Annotated in this window: 12 protein-coding genes; 5 read left to right on the top strand and 7 right to left on the bottom strand. The window is 47.6% G+C overall.

Going from position 1 to position 20,903, the window contains the following annotated elements:
• Positions 1 to 96: 96 nt before the first annotated feature.
• Positions 97 to 1,128 carry a gliding motility lipoprotein GldB gene (gldB, locus tag IE165_RS17560; protein WP_189627957.1) on the bottom strand — a complete coding sequence of 344 codons (1,032 nt, stop codon included), beginning with the start codon at positions 1,126 to 1,128 and terminating at the stop codon, positions 97 to 99.
• A 65-nt stretch (positions 1,129 to 1,193) separates the two neighbouring features.
• On the opposite strand from gldB, the gene IE165_RS17555 reads away from it, so the two are divergent.
• The 3 genes from IE165_RS17555 to IE165_RS17545 are packed head-to-tail and all read left to right on the top strand — an operon-like array spanning position 1,194 to position 4,123.
• A complete protein-coding gene (locus IE165_RS17555) occupies positions 1,194 to 1,835 on the top strand; it encodes a porin family protein (protein ID WP_262891185.1) in 642 nt (213 codons plus the stop codon).
• 21 nt (positions 1,836 to 1,856) lie between these two features.
• Complete coding sequence (locus IE165_RS17550; RefSeq protein WP_189627956.1) at positions 1,857 to 3,485, top strand: NAD+ synthase; 1,629 nt, start codon at positions 1,857 to 1,859, stop codon at positions 3,483 to 3,485.
• Between the two features lie 53 nt (positions 3,486 to 3,538).
• The gene (locus IE165_RS17545) at positions 3,539 to 4,123 is read left to right on the top strand and encodes a DUF4136 domain-containing protein (protein WP_189627955.1); all 585 of its coding nucleotides are present in this window, start codon (positions 3,539 to 3,541) and stop codon (positions 4,121 to 4,123) included.
• A 182-nt stretch (positions 4,124 to 4,305) separates the two neighbouring features.
• Here IE165_RS17545 and IE165_RS17540 read toward each other — a convergent pair whose 3' ends face one another.
• From IE165_RS17540 to IE165_RS17525, 4 genes are read right to left on the bottom strand one after another with little or no spacing between them, the layout of a single operon-like run.
• Positions 4,306 to 6,339, bottom strand: coding sequence for a DUF2264 domain-containing protein (locus IE165_RS17540; protein ID WP_189627954.1), 2,034 nt, complete (start codon positions 6,337 to 6,339; stop codon positions 4,306 to 4,308).
• Positions 6,340 to 6,355: 16 nt separating this feature from the next.
• Complete coding sequence (locus tag IE165_RS17535) at positions 6,356 to 7,687, bottom strand: BNR repeat-containing protein (protein WP_189627953.1); 1,332 nt, start codon at positions 7,685 to 7,687, stop codon at positions 6,356 to 6,358.
• Between the two features lie 9 nt (positions 7,688 to 7,696).
• The gene (locus tag IE165_RS17530; protein ID WP_189627952.1) at positions 7,697 to 8,917 is read right to left on the bottom strand and encodes a DUF2264 domain-containing protein; all 1,221 of its coding nucleotides are present in this window, start codon (positions 8,915 to 8,917) and stop codon (positions 7,697 to 7,699) included.
• 56 nt (positions 8,918 to 8,973) lie between these two features.
• Positions 8,974 to 10,086 carry a glycoside hydrolase family 88/105 protein gene (locus tag IE165_RS17525; RefSeq protein WP_189627951.1) on the bottom strand — a complete coding sequence of 371 codons (1,113 nt, stop codon included), beginning with the start codon at positions 10,084 to 10,086 and terminating at the stop codon, positions 8,974 to 8,976.
• A 355-nt stretch (positions 10,087 to 10,441) separates the two neighbouring features.
• On the opposite strand from IE165_RS17525, the gene IE165_RS17520 reads away from it, so the two are divergent.
• Positions 10,442 to 12,811, top strand: coding sequence for a glycoside hydrolase family 127 protein (locus tag IE165_RS17520; RefSeq protein ID WP_189627950.1), 2,370 nt, complete (start codon positions 10,442 to 10,444; stop codon positions 12,809 to 12,811).
• 55 nt (positions 12,812 to 12,866) lie between these two features.
• Positions 12,867 to 16,943: a hybrid sensor histidine kinase/response regulator transcription factor gene (locus tag IE165_RS17515; RefSeq protein WP_189627949.1), complete on the top strand. Its 4,077-nt coding sequence runs from the start codon at positions 12,867 to 12,869 to the stop codon at positions 16,941 to 16,943.
• A gap of 144 nt (positions 16,944 to 17,087) precedes the next feature.
• Here IE165_RS17515 and IE165_RS17510 read toward each other — a convergent pair whose 3' ends face one another.
• Positions 17,088 to 19,049 carry an alpha-L-arabinofuranosidase family protein gene (locus tag IE165_RS17510; RefSeq protein ID WP_189627948.1) on the bottom strand — a complete coding sequence of 654 codons (1,962 nt, stop codon included), beginning with the start codon at positions 19,047 to 19,049 and terminating at the stop codon, positions 17,088 to 17,090.
• Positions 19,050 to 19,159: 110 nt separating this feature from the next.
• Entirely contained in the window at positions 19,160 to 20,860 is a 1,701-nt protein-coding gene (locus IE165_RS17505) for a sodium:solute symporter family transporter (RefSeq protein WP_189627947.1), read from the bottom strand.
• Between the last annotated feature and the right edge of the window lie 43 nt (positions 20,861 to 20,903).

Here is a 20,903-nt window from a genome sequence, read left to right as displayed (position 1 = left end):
ATGACTTTAAAGTACGAAAATTCAACCAAATAAAAAAAGAGGCTATCCTTATGAGACGGCCTCTTTTTGTTGTCAATCAGTTTACGTCTTATCTCCCTACTTTCCTTTAAACTTGGATTTCGACAATATATCCTGTGCATCCGAATTGTCCAACAACTCTGCCAAGCTGATTTCGGGATTTTGCTGCATATATTGTCGTACAATTTGCCAGCCCAAATACGTTCCGAGCTTAGGTGCCGACTCATTATTTTCGCCGAGCTCGGCGGTGAAAGGCCCTTCTGTGAAATAACGTTGCATCCGAAGATAATCCGTGCTGTAAAGCAGATCTTCCTGCAGGAACCACGCCCATATTTCTGGCTGATACGCCTTTGCCCATTTCATCTGCGCGCCACTGTAACCAATCTTAACCGTGTCCGGGGTGTGGGGCAATATCGAGTCCAATGCCAAGAGTACTTTTCCTTCGTACACCATATGTTGCAAGGTATTATTGTCGGTTTCAGCCTGTGGAAGCAGTTCTTGTCGCAGTACACTCTCCACGACTCGCGGTGTGATATAAGCCGGTGCAAACCGTTTGGAAAGATACCGCGGGATAGTCTTGACCAAAGCCGGATAGAACTCCGAATCAGCACCAAGGAACATATCTAAACCAATTCCGACGTATCCTTCGCCAATAGGCACCTGCACCGAAAAGCCCGAGAAAAAGGAAATAAATCGTGGAATGCTGTAATTCGGAAAGTAATATTTCACATATTTAAAAGCTTGCGTAAGCTCCTTTTCTTGTTGGGCCATATCAGGGTATACCTTTGCTACAGCTGCTTGGAGAGCGAGAAAATCCTTTTGTTGCACAATGTAAGCCAGATTTTTCTCGACGGTCCGTGCCTCTTGAGGGTCGCCTGCCTCCAACATAAAGGGAATATAATCGGCATAAAACGCGCCATAAGTGGATGACCAACGTGCATTAGCCTCGGACACTTCCTCGGGCCGTACCTTGCTTAAGGCCTGATCAAACCGCTCCACTTTTATCTCTACGGGGATATGGTCTACGTCGGGCAGCCTCCTCTCCTGTCGACATCCAGCAAAACCCAGTAGCATAGCAAACAAAGCGAAACACATGATCTTTTTTGGCATCCTTGCTTATTTTTTGTGTTACGACAAAAGTAATTATTAATTTTACATATATAAATCCGTTCGTAATGACTCGACAGCTGAAATTTTCATTTTTTCCCATCCTTTTACTTCTTTTTTCCGTTCATACTACAGAAGCACAATATTACAGTTACGATAAGAACATCTCATTGGGGTTGACATTTAGTCCCAACATGAGTTGGTTAACCTTTCAAGATGGTGACAGCAGAGAAAGCAATCCCAAGTTAGGTTATGCCTATGGGCTGGTTGCCGATCTGGGTTTTGCGCGCAACTATTACTTTTCTACGGGGCTGTTGATCAACACCCTGTATAGCCAAGCGATGGCAAGTGGCCAAGCGGATTTGGTTCAAGACATGACGTATCGCCTGCAGTATGCGGAGGTGCCCATTGCCATTAAACTAAAAACCAACGCCGGGAGCGTGGCGCGTTTCTATGGTCAGTTTGGCTTCACGGCTGGCGTCAACGTATCGGGCAAAGAACGTATAGCACCATCGACGCAATATCGCGCCATCGAGGGCGACGACCTGTTCAGACTGGGGTTGCTGATCGGCGCAGGAGCAGAATGGAGGCTAACGAATAGCTTATCGGCGATAACAGGCTTATCGTACAATAATGGCTTTACGCGGGCCATGAAGGACGGCAGGCCGAAGCTATCCTATACCGCGCTGAACATTGGCTTATTATTTTAAGGAAATTGACTTTATAGATATATGAAAATAGCATTAGCGCAATTAAACTATCATATCGGCCACTTTGCCGAAAACAACGAAAAGATTATCCAGCGTATCGAGGAGGCCAAGGCTGATGGCGCAGACTTGATTGTTTTCGCGGAATTGGCGGTAAGTGGCTATCCGGCGAAAGACCTGCTGCGCAACCAACGCTTCCTAGACCAATGTGCGGCAAGCTTGGAGGAGATTGCAGTCGTATGCCGAGGTATCAGCTGTGTGATTGGAGCTCCCATTCGCAATACCGATCCGGAAGGAAAAGCATTGTACAACGCTGCGGTGCTGATCGAAGAAGGGGAAATAAAATCCATCACAAAGAAAAGCCTCCTGCCGGATTACGACGTATTTGACGAGTACCGCTATTTCGAACCCAATAGGTTGGTAACCTGTATCCCTATCAAGGGCGAGAAGGTGGCCTTGACCATCTGTGAGGATTTATGGGACGACGAGACCGCCAATAATTATGTGGGCGACCTAATGGCCGAGCTGAGGAAAGAAAACCCTACCATCATCGTGAATATCGCCGCTTCGCCATTCTCTTACGTTCATTTTGAAAACCGACTCCAGGTGTTGAAAAGAAACGTCATCAAGGCAGGTTGCCCACTGGTCTACGTCAATCAGATTGGCGCACATACGGACATTATCTTTGATGGGCGATCCCTCGCCTTGGACGCTCACGGTGAAATATTGGCCGAGCTGAAGGCTTTTACGGAAGATTACCGCGTGGTAGACATCCAACAATTGGCAACAAAACAAGCGCCTCGAAAAGATGCCGAAATAGGGCTGATCTATCAGGCCCTACTACTAGGGATACGCGATTATTTTCGCAAATCTGGGTTTAAAAAGGCGGTATTGGGTTTATCCGGCGGACTGGACTCGGCCCTTGTCGCTGCTTTGGCCTGCGAAGCACTGGGTGCAGAAAATGTATTGGCCGTTTTGATGCCCTCTATATACTCCAGTGAGCATTCTTTGAAAGATGCGCTTGATCTGGTCAACAATACGGGCTGCCAACACCGTATTGTACCCATAAAGGATATTGCCACGGCGTTTGACATAACCTTAGCCGAGACGTTCGAAGGCAAAGAAGCGGACCTGACAGAGGAAAATATCCAGGCACGCATACGGGCTACGCTGCTGATGGCTATGTCGAATAAGTTTGGTCACATTTTGCTCAATACGTCCAACAAGAGTGAAGCCGCTGTAGGATACGGCACGCTTTATGGCGATATGGCGGGTTCCCTCAGTGTTATAGGCGATGTTTATAAAACCCAAGCTTATGCATTAGCGCAATACATCAACCGCGACCGGGAGATCATACCGATCAATACGCTAGTAAAACCGCCATCCGCCGAACTGCGCCCTGGACAGCAGGACACCGACTCACTGCCGCCCTACGATATATTGGACAGCATATTATACCAGCTAATCGAATTGGAAAAATCAGGTTCAGAGGTGGTGCAAGCGGGCTTCGATGAAGAATTGGTACTGCGTATTTCAAAGCTGCTTAACAACGCTGAATTTAAGCGCTTTCAAGCGCCCCCAATCCTGCGTGTGAGTCAAAAAGCATTCGGTAGCGGACGCACCATGCCCTTGGTTGCAAAATATATATTTTAAGATTAAACCATGCGGCAATAGATTCGTCTAAACTATATTAACAACGGTATTTTATGAAAAAGTTAGGATATATTTTCGCATTCAGCTTGTTCGTGCTTCTGTCGTCCTGTGCTTCGACACAGTATAACACGACGAAAATGCAAAACCAAGATTTTGGACAATACAAAACGTACGGATGGCTTCCTCCGGTAGATTCGCTATCGAAGAATTATTTCAACAACGATATTGCGCGTGCTAATATCTTAAGCACGGCAAACAAAGAATTGGAGTCTTTAGGTTTGACCTATTCCAAAGACAATCCCGATATTTTGTTCCGATACATTCCGATCGTGAACAACAAGAGTCGTTTGGTATACCATTCCAACATGGGTTGGGGCGGCATGGGGCCTTGGGGTTGGGGAATGGGCTGGGGCTGGGGAATGGGCATGGGCTGGGGAGGCGGTTTTAGCTATCCCGTCGGCAGCGAAAAGTTCCGTTACGCCCACCTCATCATCGAGGCCTTGGACCGACAAAACAATACCGTGGTGTGGCAAGCAAGAGGCTCTTTTGACACCAAACAGCCTGAAAGAGCGATCAACAAGCTGCCTAAAGTCGTTACCGGTATCTTTAAGAATTTTCCCGCCAAAGCGGGACGCTAGGTTCGGAAAAGCGTCATGTTATATGACTGTACAAAATGTGTTGTATGGCTAAAAATGCGTCATTGTGAGGAAACATACCCGAGCCATGACGCATTTTTTATGTCATCAAATTGCGCTTTTACGTTGTAGCCTTAACCCGCATTTTGTATCCTTACTTCCTGCATGCAAGCGCATTAACCGCGTCAGAAAGCTCCAAAATCAATTATTTTGGCCTGCCCCGTTCGCCAAACCACCTTGATGTTTTCCGGGGTCGTGCTATCAATAGCAATTTCACGAACGGGAAATAATTCGCTAGTTGACCATTTTTCACCGGATTTCTTCCAGAGCATCAAACAGGCCAAGGTGCTGCCGGCTTCTACATCCAGCTGCACATTGAGCACTTTGCTATCCAGCGCTTCGGGGTGCAAGTTTTCGCAGGGCACCGCAGTAGCGGCTTTCCAACCAAGCAAAGGCACAAAGGCCAATTGGTAGGCGCCATTATCTACAATTACCGCCTCTTGGTTCTTATAACGTACTTTCTTTTGTAGAATAGCCTTACCGGCTAATTGCGGCAAGGCGTAATGCCCTAGCCGAAGCACGTGGTCTCCCGGTCCCTCGAAACGATCAACACGAAGGATACCATTGGCTAAACATAGGTCAGCTAAACGGAGCTTGATCGTTTCATCCGACGCTAAAACCGCATCTCGATAATAGACGTCTTCCTCAAACTTTTTGAAACGATACATGCGCAGAGACTCCCATCCTTTAACCGTTTTGAAGGTATAGTTCATGGCTATCTCTCCTTCCTTGCCATCTGCTTGCCATGGAAAGGCACTGTTATAAGCCAGCTTATTATAGTTTTCAGTACCTTGGTAATAGCCGATTTGCTTGCTGTTGCACCACGCACGAACTTCTGCAGCCCCAATTTCTTTATAATCACTGATTAATATATTGGATCCGGGGGCGAATGTTAAAAGAGGTTTGCGACTCTTTATTTGCTTATCCCATGCGCCATTATTCTCTATGGCAGACCAGAAAGGGTTTTCTTCAGGAACCAACAGGCCAAGAAAGAATTTGCCCAACCAATAGACACTGCCTCGACAGCTATACTCCTGTACAGCAGGTTCGAAAGCGCCATAAAAACCCAACGTAGGCACACCTTGTTCCAAAAAATCCGGATGCTGCAAGAACTGCAGCAATGATCCGGAGGCGATGCGCCGCATCCATCCGTAATTGATCGATTCATCCCGTAGGGTACCCAGCAAGGGGAAGGTCACGGCGGCTCCCATACGATAGGAAATACTGCGTCCCCACATAATCATCTTGCCATCTTCTGCAAACATATAAGGATAATTATCGGCCATGTCATGCAAGTTCTTACGAAACTGCGCTGCATACTCCGGATAGCTCCTATTGCCGTAAAACATAGTCCATAGCGTTCCGTACATCTGAAAGGCCCACATGCTGTAATAATCGAAATAAGGGCTATCGTTATACCAGCCTGCTCCGCGATAATCGGCCAAACACTGATCTAATAGAGTTGTGAGACGATTTTTATCAACCTCGTATCCGCGCTCCTCAAAAAAGCTGAGAATCATCACATTGAAGAATCGCCAATTCATATCAATGGTAGGGCCGTTACCATAGCTCAACATGGTCTTGGCCAATGCCTCTTTTGTTGTCGGATCTAGGGGATCCCACAACACTTCCGGTGCAGCAGCCAACGAAACGGCTAGTCCGCCAAACTCCACCAGTTTTTGGCTGGGTCCTCCTTTTGTTGGAAGCGGCTCGATGTATGTATCGGACCTGGGGTCCACCATACGTTTCAGTTGGTACTGATAATAGGTTGCTAGATCGATTCCAGCAATCTGTGTGCCCGGCTCCTCCCGCAACAGTGGGATCGCAACAAATAAGGTGCGGCACAGGCCCTCCATTTTCTCGGTCGCCGTGTGGTGGCCATCCCGTGGGTAGCTGCGCCCGGCTTGCTTCGGAAACTGCATCGGACTGTCAATATTCTTGATATGGCGGAAGGCACCTTCCAACAGATAGCGAGCGGCATCTTTCCAATGCTGTCGGGTAAGCCCCGTCTCTGGGCTACGCTGGTAATCGGGATTCACGACCTGAAAGACATCGGTACCATGCTGCGCACGTGCCGATACGAGCAGGCAAAGGAGTATTGGGCACAGTGCTAGGCGAAAGACCACGCTTTTTTTCAGCACAAATTGGTAATCGGACATAAGTATTTAAGATAGATTAAAATTTGGGCTTCCATTGCAACACTTGAACAGTCGTCGGAGCCGCATCGAACAGGCCTTCACCGTCTTTTTGGTCCGTTTGCTGAACAAAGAGGGATAACTGATGCCGACTGCGCCACAGCTCCGTGTCGTAGGTAGGCTCCCAGGCGCCCAACCGTTGGCGGGTCATGTCCAAAAGCCTATATTTTTTTGCGTCTACACGGCGTAGCAAACATACCGACGCACGGCCTTCCCGCTCTTTGTCGCGAAAAATTAAACAGATAGATGCCTTGTCCCCCTTTCCCTTCACGAGCAGCTGCGGACGGGAGATGGGAATATCTTTGGTACCGTGGCCGCTCAGGAAAAATGCTGCAGAACGAAAATCCAGTGACTTGACCTTCCACGTGTCTCCTGTATAGTAGATGATCTTATATTGCGGAATCTCGCTGTCGGCCGCACGCCAATAGCTCGCGATAAACGGGTTTCCCTCCTCATCAGCCGACATGCCCGTTTGGTTGATGAGCTCACTTTTCTCCGGAATACGTAAGGCATACTCGGCAGAGGCTGCCGTAATAGGAAGAACATAGCGCGCTCCACCCGTCTTTTGCCAAGTCAGACCACCATCTTTGGAACAGGCATAGGCCATGTCGTGGTTACTGGCCACATCCGGACTTTCACGCCACACCCAGGAAATATGGATCGTTCCCTTATTATCTACATAGGCTTGCCAATAAGCATTACGCTTTCCCTCTCCATCAATCAGATTAGTATGCACGCGCTTCCAACGGCCTTCACCAATATCATAGCTATTGATCACCAAATTGCCGGCTCCCGATCCGCCATCACGGTAAAAAAACAACAGGTTACCATTGGGCATACGGAAAAATTCGGGGTAGGTTACGGCCTTCTCCTCGGTGCCGATCATGGGTTCCTCGGCGCCCAAAGTTAAACCGCCTGCAGCCGTGGATCGCGCATAACGCAAGCGGCCGTTATGATGATCCCAAGCCACATGCAGAAAACCTGCTCCATCGAGCATCATGCTGATGACGTTATGTGCATCCTTTGCATTGCCCTGATAGCCCGTTTTCGCAATATCCCAATGTACACTATTTAACTTGCGCTTGCCCAGTACCACAAATCCATCCGCATCATAATAGGCTATATACTGCAGGGAATCATTGCTCACCAACGAATTTTTACGGAAGACAGCTGTGTTCACCGTATTTTTAGCCCACCCTTCGCCCACATGCATGATGCGGAACTCCTTACGCTGCCCATAGGTTGCAGCAATTGCGAAAAACACCAAGCCAACCGTTAGGCGAAGTGTGCGAAATTTCGTTCGTATCTTCATTTCCATTCTTTAATAACCTACACTATAATCTTTCTTTGCATCGTCACCAGACCATATCCGCTTGGAACTCCAAGGTCGCTCGGCGGCCGTCCAAAATACATCCGTGGCAGAGAGACCCAATGGCAGGAATATCACCGAACACAAATATGGGCTACCTTGGTTGTTGTAGAAATCGCCCAAACCGGGTTGGTCGCCATAGAGCCCAATGGTTAACCAACCGTCTTTATAGGTCGACGGGCTGTGCATGGTCTTACGCAACATCGCCGTCAAGGCAGCACGGACCTGCCCTACGGGCAATTCCTCGGGCAGCCGTTTTTTCCAGGCCATATCGGCCAAATGGTGGAAAGCTGCAGCCCGGTAGATGATCGAACGTCCAGAGGGGGGGAAGCTACCATCAGCGTTGATCAGGCGCTCCTGAATAATGGCGTAGCGCTGATTACGTTTCTTTATCTTGCTGAAGATATCGTTGTAGGCCTTGGTTTTCGTTTCTACGACATCCATGATACCTGCCAAAAAAGGATGGATGACAAAACTATTGTAGTAGTCGTACGCATAATGCGGACCGTCCATGTACATCCCGTCACCGACATACCACTGCTCAAGCTGCTGCAGGGCATAGTCTATCCGCATCGCATCCCAGTCGTAGCCAAATTTCGCGAGAAAAGCCTCATTCATGGCCGAAAAGAGCAGCCAGTTGGAAAAGACGGGTTTAAAGCGCCGCGTAGTGCGAATCGCATCCGCCAAGCGATCTTTGGTGCTTTGCTCCAAATTTTCCCACAGCCACGGACAGCGCACAAATGCGGCAGCAATAAAGGATGCGTCAACCAACTGCTGTCCGCCAAGATCAAAACGCATGAAATCGTGAGCATTGCTATCGAGCGCATTTCTTAAACCTTGGATAACCCAGGTCCGATACTGTTGCCGCAGCTTTTTTTCTTCCGAAGACCCATCTTCCAAAGCTAACCAGGGAGATATTCCGCACAGGACACGCCCCAACACTTCCACATATTGAACCTGTATACGGTGTTCCCGGTTATCCACGTTTTTGGAGGTCACTTGGGGCATGCCTATCCGCAAGCTATCGTGCGCAAGTAAGCGGATCACCGGTCGAGCCATGCGATCCATTTCATAGATCCAGTAAGCACGGTCATTTTTCGGCTGTGCGCGGCTGTTTGTCGGTACAAACGCCATACATAGAAAAAGTACACTAAAAACTATTGTCACTCTCATATCTTCTATTCTCTTTTAAAATGCGGTATGGTATAGGCACGAGGCAGGATGTCACTTTATCGCTGGAGATACCTATACATTTCTACTCCTGCTAACAGAAAAGCCCCCACACCAAAGCTGGCAGTGGAGTTTGCGTCGACCACTTGCCCGGGTATTGCTTTCTCGCCTATAGGCTGGACATAACCAATACGTCCATCAGGCTGTAAGGCAGACGCACTCAAAAAGTGCCAGCCTTTACGGGCCGATTCTTCATACAACTCGCCTTTGAGATAGCCATTGTTGATTCCCCACAAAAGGCCATAAGTAAAAAATGCTGTCCCACTGGCTTCTGGTCCCGGCGCGTGTGCTGGATCCAGCATACTCCGCGTCCAATACCCCTCCGCTTGTTGGCTACGAACGATTGCCTGGGCCATATCGCTATAGCGCTTCACGTAACTCGCATGATCTGGATGCGTTTTGGGCAAGTCTTGCAATACCTTGGCCAGCCCAGCGAAAACCCAGCCATCGCCGCGCGCCCAAAAATCTTTCTTGCCGTGCATACTCTTGTGCTTCGGATATACGTATTTCGCATCCCGATAGTACAGGCTCTCCGCCTTATCATACATGATACTATCCGCATACTGCAGATAGCTGTGCAGCTTCTCCAAATAGATCGGATCTTTCGTATGCTTAAAGAGCTTGGTCATCACGGGCATCACCATGTACAGCCCGTCGGCCCACCACCAATAGTCGTTGTTTGGGGTATGCACTTGATATTGCATGACCTCCATCGCACGCGCTATCTTGTGGGGCTGGGGATCCAACTCATATAAATCCAAATAGGTTTGAAAACAAATTTGCCAGTCGCCAAACAAGACATAGTCATCCGTTTCACCATAGCTATATTTCCAGTTTTTTTTATCGGTTGATTTTGCACCCTTCCAATCGTTATATTCGGCCCAATCCGTAGCATAGGCCAAATAGCTTTTTTTCTTGGTTAATTTGTAGAGCTCCATGTTTCCAGTATGGTAGGCTGCTTGATCCCAGAAAGACCATACCTGCGGCTCATGCTTCGCTTGCCAATGTTTATTTGCGCGATGCAGCTGTGCCAACACATCTTTTTTCTTGAAGGACTGTCCGAACGCCACACTGCAACTAAGTAGGCAGCACATCATTAGATTTACGTACATTTTCTATTTGGTTAAACGTTATTGAAGACGAATGGTTCGGTGCCAGCGGTTAGCGCTTGTATGCTATAGCGATGAGCCGTAGGCTACGCGACATCATCCGTATCACAAAAATAGGCTTTTGCCAACCTGACCATGTTTGATTTCCGTTTATTTACTGTACAAAATTGATTCAAAATGGCTCTTTTAGGGCAAAGGATACACCCTGCTTAATAAATGTACAAAAAACATTTAAAAAATTGCACATATTCTATATCTTTAACCAATCAGCTTTTTAAGCAGCATGAATGCGAGCGCAGCGTGCGCCTATTATACACTGATTCAATTGAAACCAGCTAGATCATACTATTTTTTGCCTATGTCTTTACCGAACATCCTTTTTGTATTTTGCTTGAGTCTTTTAAGTGGACAGCTAGCAAAGGCGCAAGTTCCGAAGCAAGTGGAATATTTTGATTTGACCGACGTTCGCTTACTTCCCAGCGCCTTTAAGCATGCGGAAACCACTGATCTTGCTTACCTCTTGGCAATGGATGCCGATCGGCTCTTGGCACCGTTTCTACGCGAATCGGGCTTATCGCCAACGAAGCCCAGCTATACCAACTGGGAAAACACGGGACTTGATGGCCATATTGGTGGGCATTATTTGTCGGCCCTCTCGTTAATGTATGCCTCCACGGGTGACAGCGCCATCAAGGAACGGCTAGACTACATGGTAAAAACGCTGAAAAAGTGCCAAGACGCCCATGCAGATGGCTACATTGGAGGTGTTCCAGGAGGACGCCACATGTGGGAAGAAGTTCGTGCTGGCAAGATCAAAGCGGGCGGATTTAGCTTGAACGATAGGTGGGTGCCCCTATACAACATCCACAAAACCTACGCAGGACTACGAGATGCCTACCTCTTGGCAGGTGATACGACCGCTAAAGAGATGCTTATCAAGATGTCTGACTGGGCAATCCGCTTGGTTGCGCATCTTTCCGAACAACAGATACAAGAAATGTTACGCAGTGAGCATGGCGGTCTTAACGAAACATTTGCGGACGTGGCAGCCATCACACAGAACCCAGCTTATCTGCATTTGGCTCGACAATTCAGCCATCAGGCCATTCTGAAGCCGCTGTTGCAGCATGAAGATAAATTAACGGGCATGCATGCCAACACGCAGATACCGAAGGTACTGGGATTTAAACGCATCGCAGATGTAGCCCAAGATAGCAGCTGGAACGATGCCGCACGTTACTTCTGGGACAATGTGGCCGAGCACCGGTCGATCGCATTTGGTGGCAACAGCGTGAGCGAACACTTCAACCCAGTAAACGATTTTTCGAAAATGATCCATAGCGTGGAAGGCCCCGAAACCTGCAACACCTATAACATGCTTCGATTGACGAAGATGCTTTACCAAAGCGACCCACAGGGGAAATACCTTGACTATTATGAACGTGCGCTGTACAATCATATCTTATCTACGCAGCATCCCGACCATGGTGGTTTCGTTTACTTTACGCAGATTCGCCCCGCGCACTACCGCGTGTATTCACAACCGCACAGCAGCATGTGGTGTTGCGTGGGCTCGGGGATGGAAAACCATGGTAAGTATGGGGAAATGATTTACGCGCGCAGCGCGGATGACCTATTCGTCAACTTATTCATACCTTCACGCCTGCACTGGCGTGAAAAAGGGGTCGTGCTTCAGCAACTCAATAAATTTCCGGAGGAGGCCTGGACAGAACTACATATTGATCCTATAAAAAAGACATCCTTTACGCTGCGTATCCGCAAGCCCCAGTGGTTGACCGCCGGAGCGGTGGTCACGATCAATGGAAAGCCTTATGTATCAAACGAAAAAGATAGTGCATGGATCGCCATCCGCCGTTCTTGGAAAAAAGGAGACAAAGTACGTATCGGCCTACCGATGGGTATCCGCACCGAACAATTACCCGATCGCAGCAACTACTACAGTATCTTGTACGGACCAATTGTACTGGCTGCGCGTATGGGTAGCGGCGACACGCCGGGCCTTCTGGCTGACGACAGCCGGATGGGACATGTGGCACAGGGGCGACAAATTCCGTTAAGCGAGCTACCTGTCTTAAGTAGCGCACCGGAAGCTATACCGCAGCTGGTAAGAACGCAGGGCGAGGCACCCTTACGTTTCACATTGTCGGGCCTATACCTGGGGCGGGAAGCGGTACAGATGACCTTGGAACCTTTTTACCAAATCCATGATAGCCGATACATCATGTATTGGCCGCAAGCTACCGCTACCGAGCTACGTGATATCCAGGAAAAGCTAGCCCGTGAAGAACAGGAAACGTTAGCTTTGGCCGCCCGCACCATGGATCGCGTGGTTTGCGGCGAGCAACAACCGGAGTCGGATCATTTCATCAACGAAGAACAGACGGCAACAGGTGCTTTTGATGACGTACGCTGGCGCGAAGCCAAGGGCTGGTTTAGCTACCTGCTAAAAAAAGAAAACGACAAACCTGCCCAGCTCTATATCAAATATCTTGCAGAAGGCCAAGAGCGTATAACGCAGCTTTGGGTAAACGACGAGCTGATTGGCCAAGTGGAAGCTAGGGATGACACCAGAGCGGATAAGACAAGAACCATGGTCATGGACCTTCCGGACTCCTATAGATCGACTAAGACAATTCGGGTAAAAATAGCGGCTAAAACACCTGGACACACGCACAAAATATTGGAGCTACGCTTGCTAAAGCCCTAGTAACTGATTTGTGGATCGTAAAGCTGGGTTTTGCATCCAGCTTTTTTGTATATTTATGGGACTTATACTTTTACCTACCGTGATACGTGCGCTACTCTTCTACTCCTTTTTTGCTATTGTCTCGCTACTTATCGTTCAACGCTCCGTTGGACAAGAGATTGGCGTCACGTCGCTAAAGATCGAAAAGGAATTGCCGTCCTTGACCATCAACAGGACCTTCCAAGATACCGATGGCTTTATCTGGTTCGCGACGGCGCAAGGACTCAGTCGTTTCGATGCGCACAATCTGCTCAATTTCGAGTTGACAGACAGCAACAGGCGGATTGTCGATGACCAAAATATATCGGATATAATAGAAACCGGAGATCACCTGCTGTTGGCGACTGGCAACGGTCTCTACACATTAAATAAGCGCAGCTATAGCATCCAGCCTTTTCCTGCGGCAGCGTTAAAAAACCGTCGCGTCACGGCCATGTTAGTAGATCACCAATCCAACATCTGGATCGGAACCAGCAACGCCGTGTTTGTGTTCCGCCCGAACTTCACCCTCCTTAAAAAATACGTTCACGACCCCAACATCAAAGGTTCCATCCCAGCTGGAACTACCAATATGTTTTACGAGGACAAAGCGGGTAACCTTTGGATGGGCATATGGTGTGCAGGCCTCCACAAATTGAACAAAAAAGAGGATCGATTTGTCCCCTATCCGACCCTTGGGGGCCGCAATAATCCTTTCCGGATGTTTCAGGATGACCACGGCCAACTCTGGATTGCAAGTTGGGGAGACGGCATGTATCTTTTTGACCCCCAAAATAAAAAAAACTGCTACCGCAGTGTAACCATACAAAATAAGCGAAGAGGAGGAGGAAATGAGGATCTATGCTACCACATTCTACAAGATCCGCATCGTAAATACATTTGGATACTCTCCTTTTCAGGCATCTCCACCTTCCAGTACACCAAAGATCATGCGCTGGAAATAGTGGACAACAGTACGCTATTTGATAACACCTCCAATATTTTTAATGATCTCTACCTTGACCGCAGCGGATTGCTTTGGCTATCCATCGGTGGCAAAGGGGTATCTACCGTTAGCTTCGACAAACCCGAGATCAAGAACCTCACTTTTGACCAAGTGAAGCCTCGCTATAGTATCCTGCCCAACGTAAATATGTTGTATAAAGATCGGTCTGGCGATCTATGGTTTAACCTGGAGCGGATTGGTTTGGGGAAGCTTGCCTCCAAAACAGGCGAGATGACGACCTATAGCAATGCACGATTTAAAGATCTGATCTCAATCCGTGCGGTCACATCGGCGCTCGAAGTCGACAGACAGCTGTGGATCGGCTCTTCTTACGAACCCACCATCAATGTCTTCGACAACGATGGAGCCGATATGACCCTAAGCAAAAAAATAGATCTCAAACAATGGTCTCCACAAGCCGATGTTCCTTTATTTTTTTTCCAAGATAGCAGACACACCGTTTGGGTAGCGACGGCGAACGGCGTGTTCGTAAAAAAAGCAGGCGAGCAATCATTTACCTACATGCGCTACTTGCAGGATTACATTGCTGGGATTACTGAAGATTACAGTGGATCCGTATGGATCGCAACAAAAGGAAAAGGGATCTATCAATTCCGAAATGGCGAAATCGCAGACCCCGTGCTCCATTTGGGGAAGGAAACACAGGGAATCTTTACCGAGCAGATTGAAACCATCGCGGCAGACCAAAGCGGCAACCTGTGGATCGGCACAAAAGATAGCCGCCTACTGCGCTATCATATCCAACAGCAACGCACGACAGAACTGGCGAACACGGGTTTATTTTCCAAAAACCAATTGCTGGATATCGTTTGCCTTGATGATATGGTATGGCTATCGACCACCCGAAACATCTATAAGGTAGTGCCTACCGACAACAGCATTTATGAATATGCGGCCAACGATGGCCTTGCGGTGAACATGTTTTCAAAAAGGGCTTACACAGTTGATGCAGCAGAGAAAAGCGTGTACTTTGGCGGATACAATGGTGCCGTAGGTTTTAAAAAGACTGCATTTACCCCTAAAAAGCATGCACAGATTGTCGTATCCGATATCAAGGTTAACAACGTGTCCAGCATGATCCACGCCGACAACAAGAAATTCAATCTCCATGCACGCACGCTCATGTTGGAGCCAGACGATCGTCATATAGAAATCAGTTTCTCTTCCATGGAATTTGCACACCCCGAGAAGATCCGCTTTGCCTATAAACTGGAGGGTGTCGACCAGGACTGGGTATATGCTCCCCGAGAACGTCTCTTTGCTACCTACAACAACTTGGGAAAAGGCAGTTACAAATTTTTGGTGATGGCAACCGATCTGAATAATAAATGGAATGCAGCAGTGACGGCGCTAGAGATCACTAAGAAGCCCGCCTTCTACGAAAGTAACTTGGCCTACCTCCTCTATCTTTTATTGCTGGCAATCCTGCTTTATTTCTTGATTAGCTTTTCTGTATATCGCTTAAAGCTGCGAAGCGATCTGCGTATAGCACAGATCGAAAAGAACAATGCCGATGAGCTGATACAAACGAAACTCAGCTACTTCACAAATATAACGCATGACCTACTGACGCCCTTAACCATCATCTCTTGCCTTATAGACGATGTACAGATTACGACACAGAAAAACCTCTCGCAATTTGAAAAGATGCGTTTTAACTTACAGCGGCTTAAGCGACTTTTACAACAGATCTTGGATTTTCGACGCATTGAGCATAAACAAATGGAGCTTCGTGTAGGTAAAAATAACCTGACTGCGTTTTTGGAAGAGATGGGCTCGGCTTACTTTAGTCCACTCGCTAAAAGGAACGATATTGATTTCCAAATTCATGGGTCGACCGGCGAAGAAAATATATATTTTGATATAGACAAATTGGATAAGATAGTATTTAACCTGCTTTCCAATGCTTTCAAATATACGTCTGCCGGCGGAAAGATAACCGTAAGCTATAAAACGGAATGGCAGAATGAAGTCTTTTGGCTGTACATCAACGTGCAAGATAGCGGTATCGGCATTGCCCCGGAAGAGATGGATAAGATCTTTATCCCTTTCTACACCAATCGGCAGACTAAGCAACAGGAAAGCAATGGTATCGGACTGGCGTTGACAAAAGATTTGGTGCAGGCACATCGGGGACATATCCGTGTGGAAAGTACGATCCATCGTGGCAGTTGTTTTCGTGTGGTTATTCCAGTCAATCGGGAAAGCTACAGCGAAGCCGAATTGCAACATGCGCAGCAGCTACGGGAAGTGCCCGCTGAAATCACGGTCGCAGAAGGGCAACACGTTCATCTTCCCCCAGCTTTACAAGGCGACGCACTTCAACTGCTGCTTGTGGAAGACAACGAGGATCTCCGCACAACAATCGCCAGCGTGCTGGGCAGAAACTATAAGGTGTACAGCGCTTCCCATGGACAGGAAGCATTGGAAATTCTACAAAAAACCGATATCGACATGGTGATCAGTGATATCATGATGCCCGTTATGGATGGGCTTACATTCTGTCGAACGATAAAATCCAATGTAGACAGTAACCATATCCCGGTGCTACTACTTACTGCCAAAGCGAGTACAGACGATCGGATCGCCTGTTACGAAGCCGGGGCAGACGGCTATATCAGCAAACCATTTGAAATCAAAATTTTGGAGGCCCGCATCCATAGTTTTATCATCAATAAGCGGGTTCGGCAGTCGGATTTTAAAAATAGCCCGCAGATCAATATCTCGGCCTTGGACTATACGCCAGTCGATGAACAATTTTTGACAAAAATGATTGCATTCATCGAAGAAAACCTCGCAGACGAACGATTTGATGTACTGATACTGGGGGATAAATTGGGGCTATCGAAATCAACCCTGTACCGTAAAACAAAGGTTCTTTTGGACTTATCGCCAAGCGAACTCATCAAAAATATACGCCTAAAACGTGCTTGCCAAATGATGGATCAGGACAAATCCATTAGCGTCAGCGAGGTCGCCTTTTCCACGGGCTTTGCAGACCCACGTTATTTCTCCACCTGCTTTAAGGCGGCTTTTAGCATGACGCCGACCGCCTATCAACGTAGAAATCAAGGAGGAAACATCTAACTGGTAGGAACTAGCTCGCTTTGCTCCCTATCGCGTTAGGTCGCTCGAATTTTCATCTGATAAATATCAAGATGCGGTAAAAAGAGGCAGAGACGTGTTTCACGACGTCTCTGTCAAACCAAGTTACCAAAGGGATTGGCATGTTTATTTCACAGGTAGTTTAATGACTGTAAACGAATATGGAGCAAAACTTTGCGCCAAAGATTTGCCTTTCAACGCGACTTCAGCCTGCTGAGGCTGAATTTTCAACGGCTCGTCCAAGCTATTGGCGACATCTAAGTCGGCATTTGCCAACATGATCCTGCTACCTAAACCATTGATTTTACGTTTGGTATCAATCTGAAATATCGCATCGACGGGTTCGCTATTGTAGTTTACAAACTTGATGACCAATTCTTTGCTGATTTCGTCATAAACCGCAGAGGCGTACAGGCTATCTTGGCCAACAACATTTTGCTGATTACGCTTAATTGGGATAATATCTGTCCCTTTATGCAAGGAATACAACTTCTGCACTTGGTAGCTCGGTGTACCGTACACGTTTAGGTTGTCGACCCAGATCAAATCTGGCGACCACTGCCAACCGTCGACATGACCAAATAGCGGTGCATAGGAAGCCATGGTCACGACATCAGCATTTCGCTCCAATCCGGTTAGGAAGGCCGCTTCGGAAAGTGCCGCTTCCCACGTGCTACGTCCCGGTCCATTTGGCCGCGTTGTGTGGGAAGCATATTCGCCTGCAAAAATTTTGGAACCTTTTCTATCGTAATTATCGTAGCGTGCAGCGCCCGATAAAAACCAAGAGGGCGGACGATAGTAATGTTCATCAATAATATCAATCTGCATTTCGCGGAGTCTTTCATCCAAGAAATCGAAACGTTCTCCTTCCGGATCTGTGCCCGAACTAGCAATAATTGCGATCTCCGGATGTTTTTCATGAAGTACTTTTTGAAATGCAGCAAGACGTTCGATATACTGCGGTCCCCAATTTTCATTTCCTACACCTAACATGGTCAAGTGGAACGGCTCCGGATGTCCCATATCCGCACGCAGCTTGCCCCATGGTGTGTCTGTCCCTGCGTTGGCAAATTCAATCAGATCCAGTGCATCTTGGATGTATTCATCCAATTCGTCCAACGGCACGATTTCTCCAGTATTAAACTGGCATGCCATTCCGCAGTTCAGGATAGGCACCGCCTTGGCGCCGATGTCTTCAGCCAACAAAAAATACTCATAAAAACCGAGACCAAATGTTTGGAAGTAATCAGGCGTGAGACGGTGGTTAAACTCCGTGTTCCAACGATTAATGATCAATTCACGCTCCTCTATGGGGCCTACTGTTTTTTTCCATTGGAATCGGTTTGCTAAATCACGTCCTTCGACAATACATCCGCCCGGGAAGCGAACAAAACCGGGCTTCATGTCAGCCAGTATCTGTACCATATCTTTGCGCAATCCTTTCGGTCTATTTTTCCATGTTTCCGTCGGAAAGAGCGATAGCATATCCAATTCGGCAGCGCCAGCACCCTCTATCCATATATTGAGCTTGGCATGGGCTGTGGTCGCCCCTGCTGTAAAGTTGACGGAAGCATTTTGCCAGTCTTCTCTATTTTCCATCGCAAGCTTTGCCTCCCCGATTACAGCATTGTTTTCATCGAGCAGCTCTAGACGCAGGCTAAGGCCCGGCTGCTGCTGTTTGTACAATAGCGAAAACACATAATCGGCACCTTGACGAACACCCATTCCCCGAAAGCCTTCATTTTGCAACCCCACCTTAAAGGCTGTCTCCTTGTTAACTTGGAGCGAGCGTGCATTTGCTTTTCGTTTTGCATCATTGACAATCAGAAGGCTGCCTTCCGGCGTATTCTCCAACTTTTTCCACCCCATCCAGGGGTTGTCGAATTCGAACGACCGATTTTTCACCAACTCTGCATAGATTCCACCGTCGGCACCCAAATTGATATCTTCGAAGAAAATGCCCCACATGTGTGGCGATATTTTACCGACGGATTTGTCGAGCTGCACATCAAATCGAAACGGTACCTGCGCCCATAGACTGCAAGCACTTATTATCATTCCTGCCGCTAAAGAAATTATCTTTTTCATTTTTTTGCTCTATTTAACGTTTTACAGATCGAAAAACCGTCTATGGGAAATAGCAGTGCCGCCCAATGAAATATTTTCGGCGGATACCCTGCACCGCATATTTTCCATGACTACCAAAAGCGTACATAAATAGCAGTCACCAATAGGAGCGTAATAACAATCAGCACCATCACGGATGGTTCTACTCTGAACATACGGCGATCCAATTCGAATGCTTTTGGATTTTCCTTTGGTCCCAATAAGCTTACGGCAATCATGACGACCAATGTAAAGGCAAAAGCCAAGCCCATACATATCTGAAACGGAATTTCATACATGCCATGTTTGTTGAGGTAGGCCGTGTAGATCCAAGTTTCTGGACCAAACACTCTTGTGGCAAACTCGTTAAAGAAAACCGACAACCCGAAACCGGTAATTAGCCCCGTGATGGCAGCAGGACCGGTTGTACGCTTCCAAAACATGCCTAGAAGGAACATGGCGAACACCCCGGGACTGATGAAACCGGTATATTTTTGAATAAAGGTAAAACCACCAGCTCCACCAATGCCCAACGTATCGTTCCAAGTAAACAACACAGACACCAAAATAGATACCACGATCGTGATCTTGCCGACCCATACCATTTTAGCCTCACTGGCCTCTTTACGGATATACTTCTTGTAGATATCCAAGGTAAAGATCGTGGCAATGCTATTTGCCTTACCTGCCAGCCCTGCTACGATGGCTGCTGTCAAAGCAGCTAACGCGAGACCTTTCATGCCGTTGGGTAAGTATCCCAAAATTGCGGAGTATGCGTTGTCTGCATGAAAAACTCCTCCGGGGGCCATTTCCTGCTGTAGCGCGCCATTCTTGTACAACACATACGCAGCTATACCGGGCAACATCACAATGATCGGCATCAAGAGCTTCAGTAAGCCCGCAAAGAGAATTCCGGTGCGAGCCGTCTTCAGATCGGCACCTAGCGCCCGTTGTGTGATATACTGGTTACAGCCCCAGTAGTTGAGATTGACGATCCAAATACCGGCCAAGTACATCCCGACGCCCGGTAGCATCAAGTATTTGTTAATGTCCTCCTGCGAAGCACCTGGCCCCGGCTTATCGACAATCATTTTGAAGTGATTTGGCGAATCTTCCATCAGCTTATTGAAACCGGCCAACACATCTTTCCCTAATCCGAAATGCTCGCTTACAAGCGTAAGCGCTACGTAAGTGGTTGCTACCCCACCGATAATGAGCACCACCACTTGGATAACATCCGTAAAACCGATAACGCGCATTCCCCCTAAGGTTATGATAACCGCAAACACAGCCAATGCGACCATGATCACATGGAAACTATCGCCACCGCCAGCCATGCTCGATATGGCAATAGCGCCGAGGTAAAGGATGGATGTTAGGTTGACAAAAACATACAGAAACAGCCAAAACACCGCCATAATAAGACTTGTGGTTTCATTATAGCGGTTATTCAGAAACTGTGGCATCGTGAAAATCTTATTCTTTAGGTAAACCGGAATAAACCACACCGCGACGATGATTAGGGCTATCGCCGCAATCAGCTCATACGCGGCAACAGCGATACCGACTTCGAAGCCATTTCCACTCATCCCAATAAATTGTTCGGCCGAGATATTGGAGGCAATCAAAGAGGCACCTATAGCCCACCATGTCAATGACCCCTCGGCGAGAAAATAGTCTTTACTGCTACTTTGCGCGCTCGTTTTTTTGCGGTAAATCCAGTAACCGTATCCGGCTACGATAAAGAAGTAGATTACGAAGATGACGTAGTCTACCGATGCAAATTTTTCCATGTTTTTGTGTACGGTTTATAGTAAAGGCTTTCCAATGCATAGC

The sequence above is a fragment of the Sphingobacterium griseoflavum genome (assembly GCF_014653155.1).
GTDB lineage: Bacteria > Bacteroidota > Bacteroidia > Sphingobacteriales > Sphingobacteriaceae > Sphingobacterium > Sphingobacterium griseoflavum.
This window is presented reverse-complemented; position numbering and strand designations above follow the sequence as displayed.

What these genes read in the sequence shown, in the direction of transcription:
- IE165_RS17530 (WP_189627952.1), bottom strand. Translation starts at nt 8,917, where the DNA reads ATGAGAGTGACAATAGTTTTTAGTGTACTTTTTCTATGTATGGCGTTT.
- IE165_RS17520 (WP_189627950.1), top strand. Translation starts at nt 10,442, where the DNA reads ATGTCTTTACCGAACATCCTTTTTGTATTTTGCTTGAGTCTTTTAAGT.
- IE165_RS17535 (WP_189627953.1), bottom strand. Translation starts at nt 7,687, where the DNA reads ATGAAGATACGAACGAAATTTCGCACACTTCGCCTAACGGTTGGCTTG.
- IE165_RS17515 (WP_189627949.1), top strand. Translation starts at nt 12,867, where the DNA reads ATGGGACTTATACTTTTACCTACCGTGATACGTGCGCTACTCTTCTAC.
- IE165_RS17555 (WP_262891185.1), top strand. Translation starts at nt 1,194, where the DNA reads ATGACTCGACAGCTGAAATTTTCATTTTTTCCCATCCTTTTACTTCTT.
- IE165_RS17525 (WP_189627951.1), bottom strand. Translation starts at nt 10,086, where the DNA reads ATGTACGTAAATCTAATGATGTGCTGCCTACTTAGTTGCAGTGTGGCG.
- IE165_RS17545 (WP_189627955.1), top strand. Translation starts at nt 3,539, where the DNA reads ATGAAAAAGTTAGGATATATTTTCGCATTCAGCTTGTTCGTGCTTCTG.
- gldB (WP_189627957.1), bottom strand. Translation starts at nt 1,128, where the DNA reads ATGCCAAAAAAGATCATGTGTTTCGCTTTGTTTGCTATGCTACTGGGT.
- IE165_RS17510 (WP_189627948.1), bottom strand. Translation starts at nt 19,049, where the DNA reads ATGAAAAAGATAATTTCTTTAGCGGCAGGAATGATAATAAGTGCTTGC.
- IE165_RS17550 (WP_189627956.1), top strand. Translation starts at nt 1,857, where the DNA reads ATGAAAATAGCATTAGCGCAATTAAACTATCATATCGGCCACTTTGCC.
- IE165_RS17540 (WP_189627954.1), bottom strand. Translation starts at nt 6,339, where the DNA reads ATGTCCGATTACCAATTTGTGCTGAAAAAAAGCGTGGTCTTTCGCCTA.
- IE165_RS17505 (WP_189627947.1), bottom strand. Translation starts at nt 20,860, where the DNA reads ATGGAAAAATTTGCATCGGTAGACTACGTCATCTTCGTAATCTACTTC.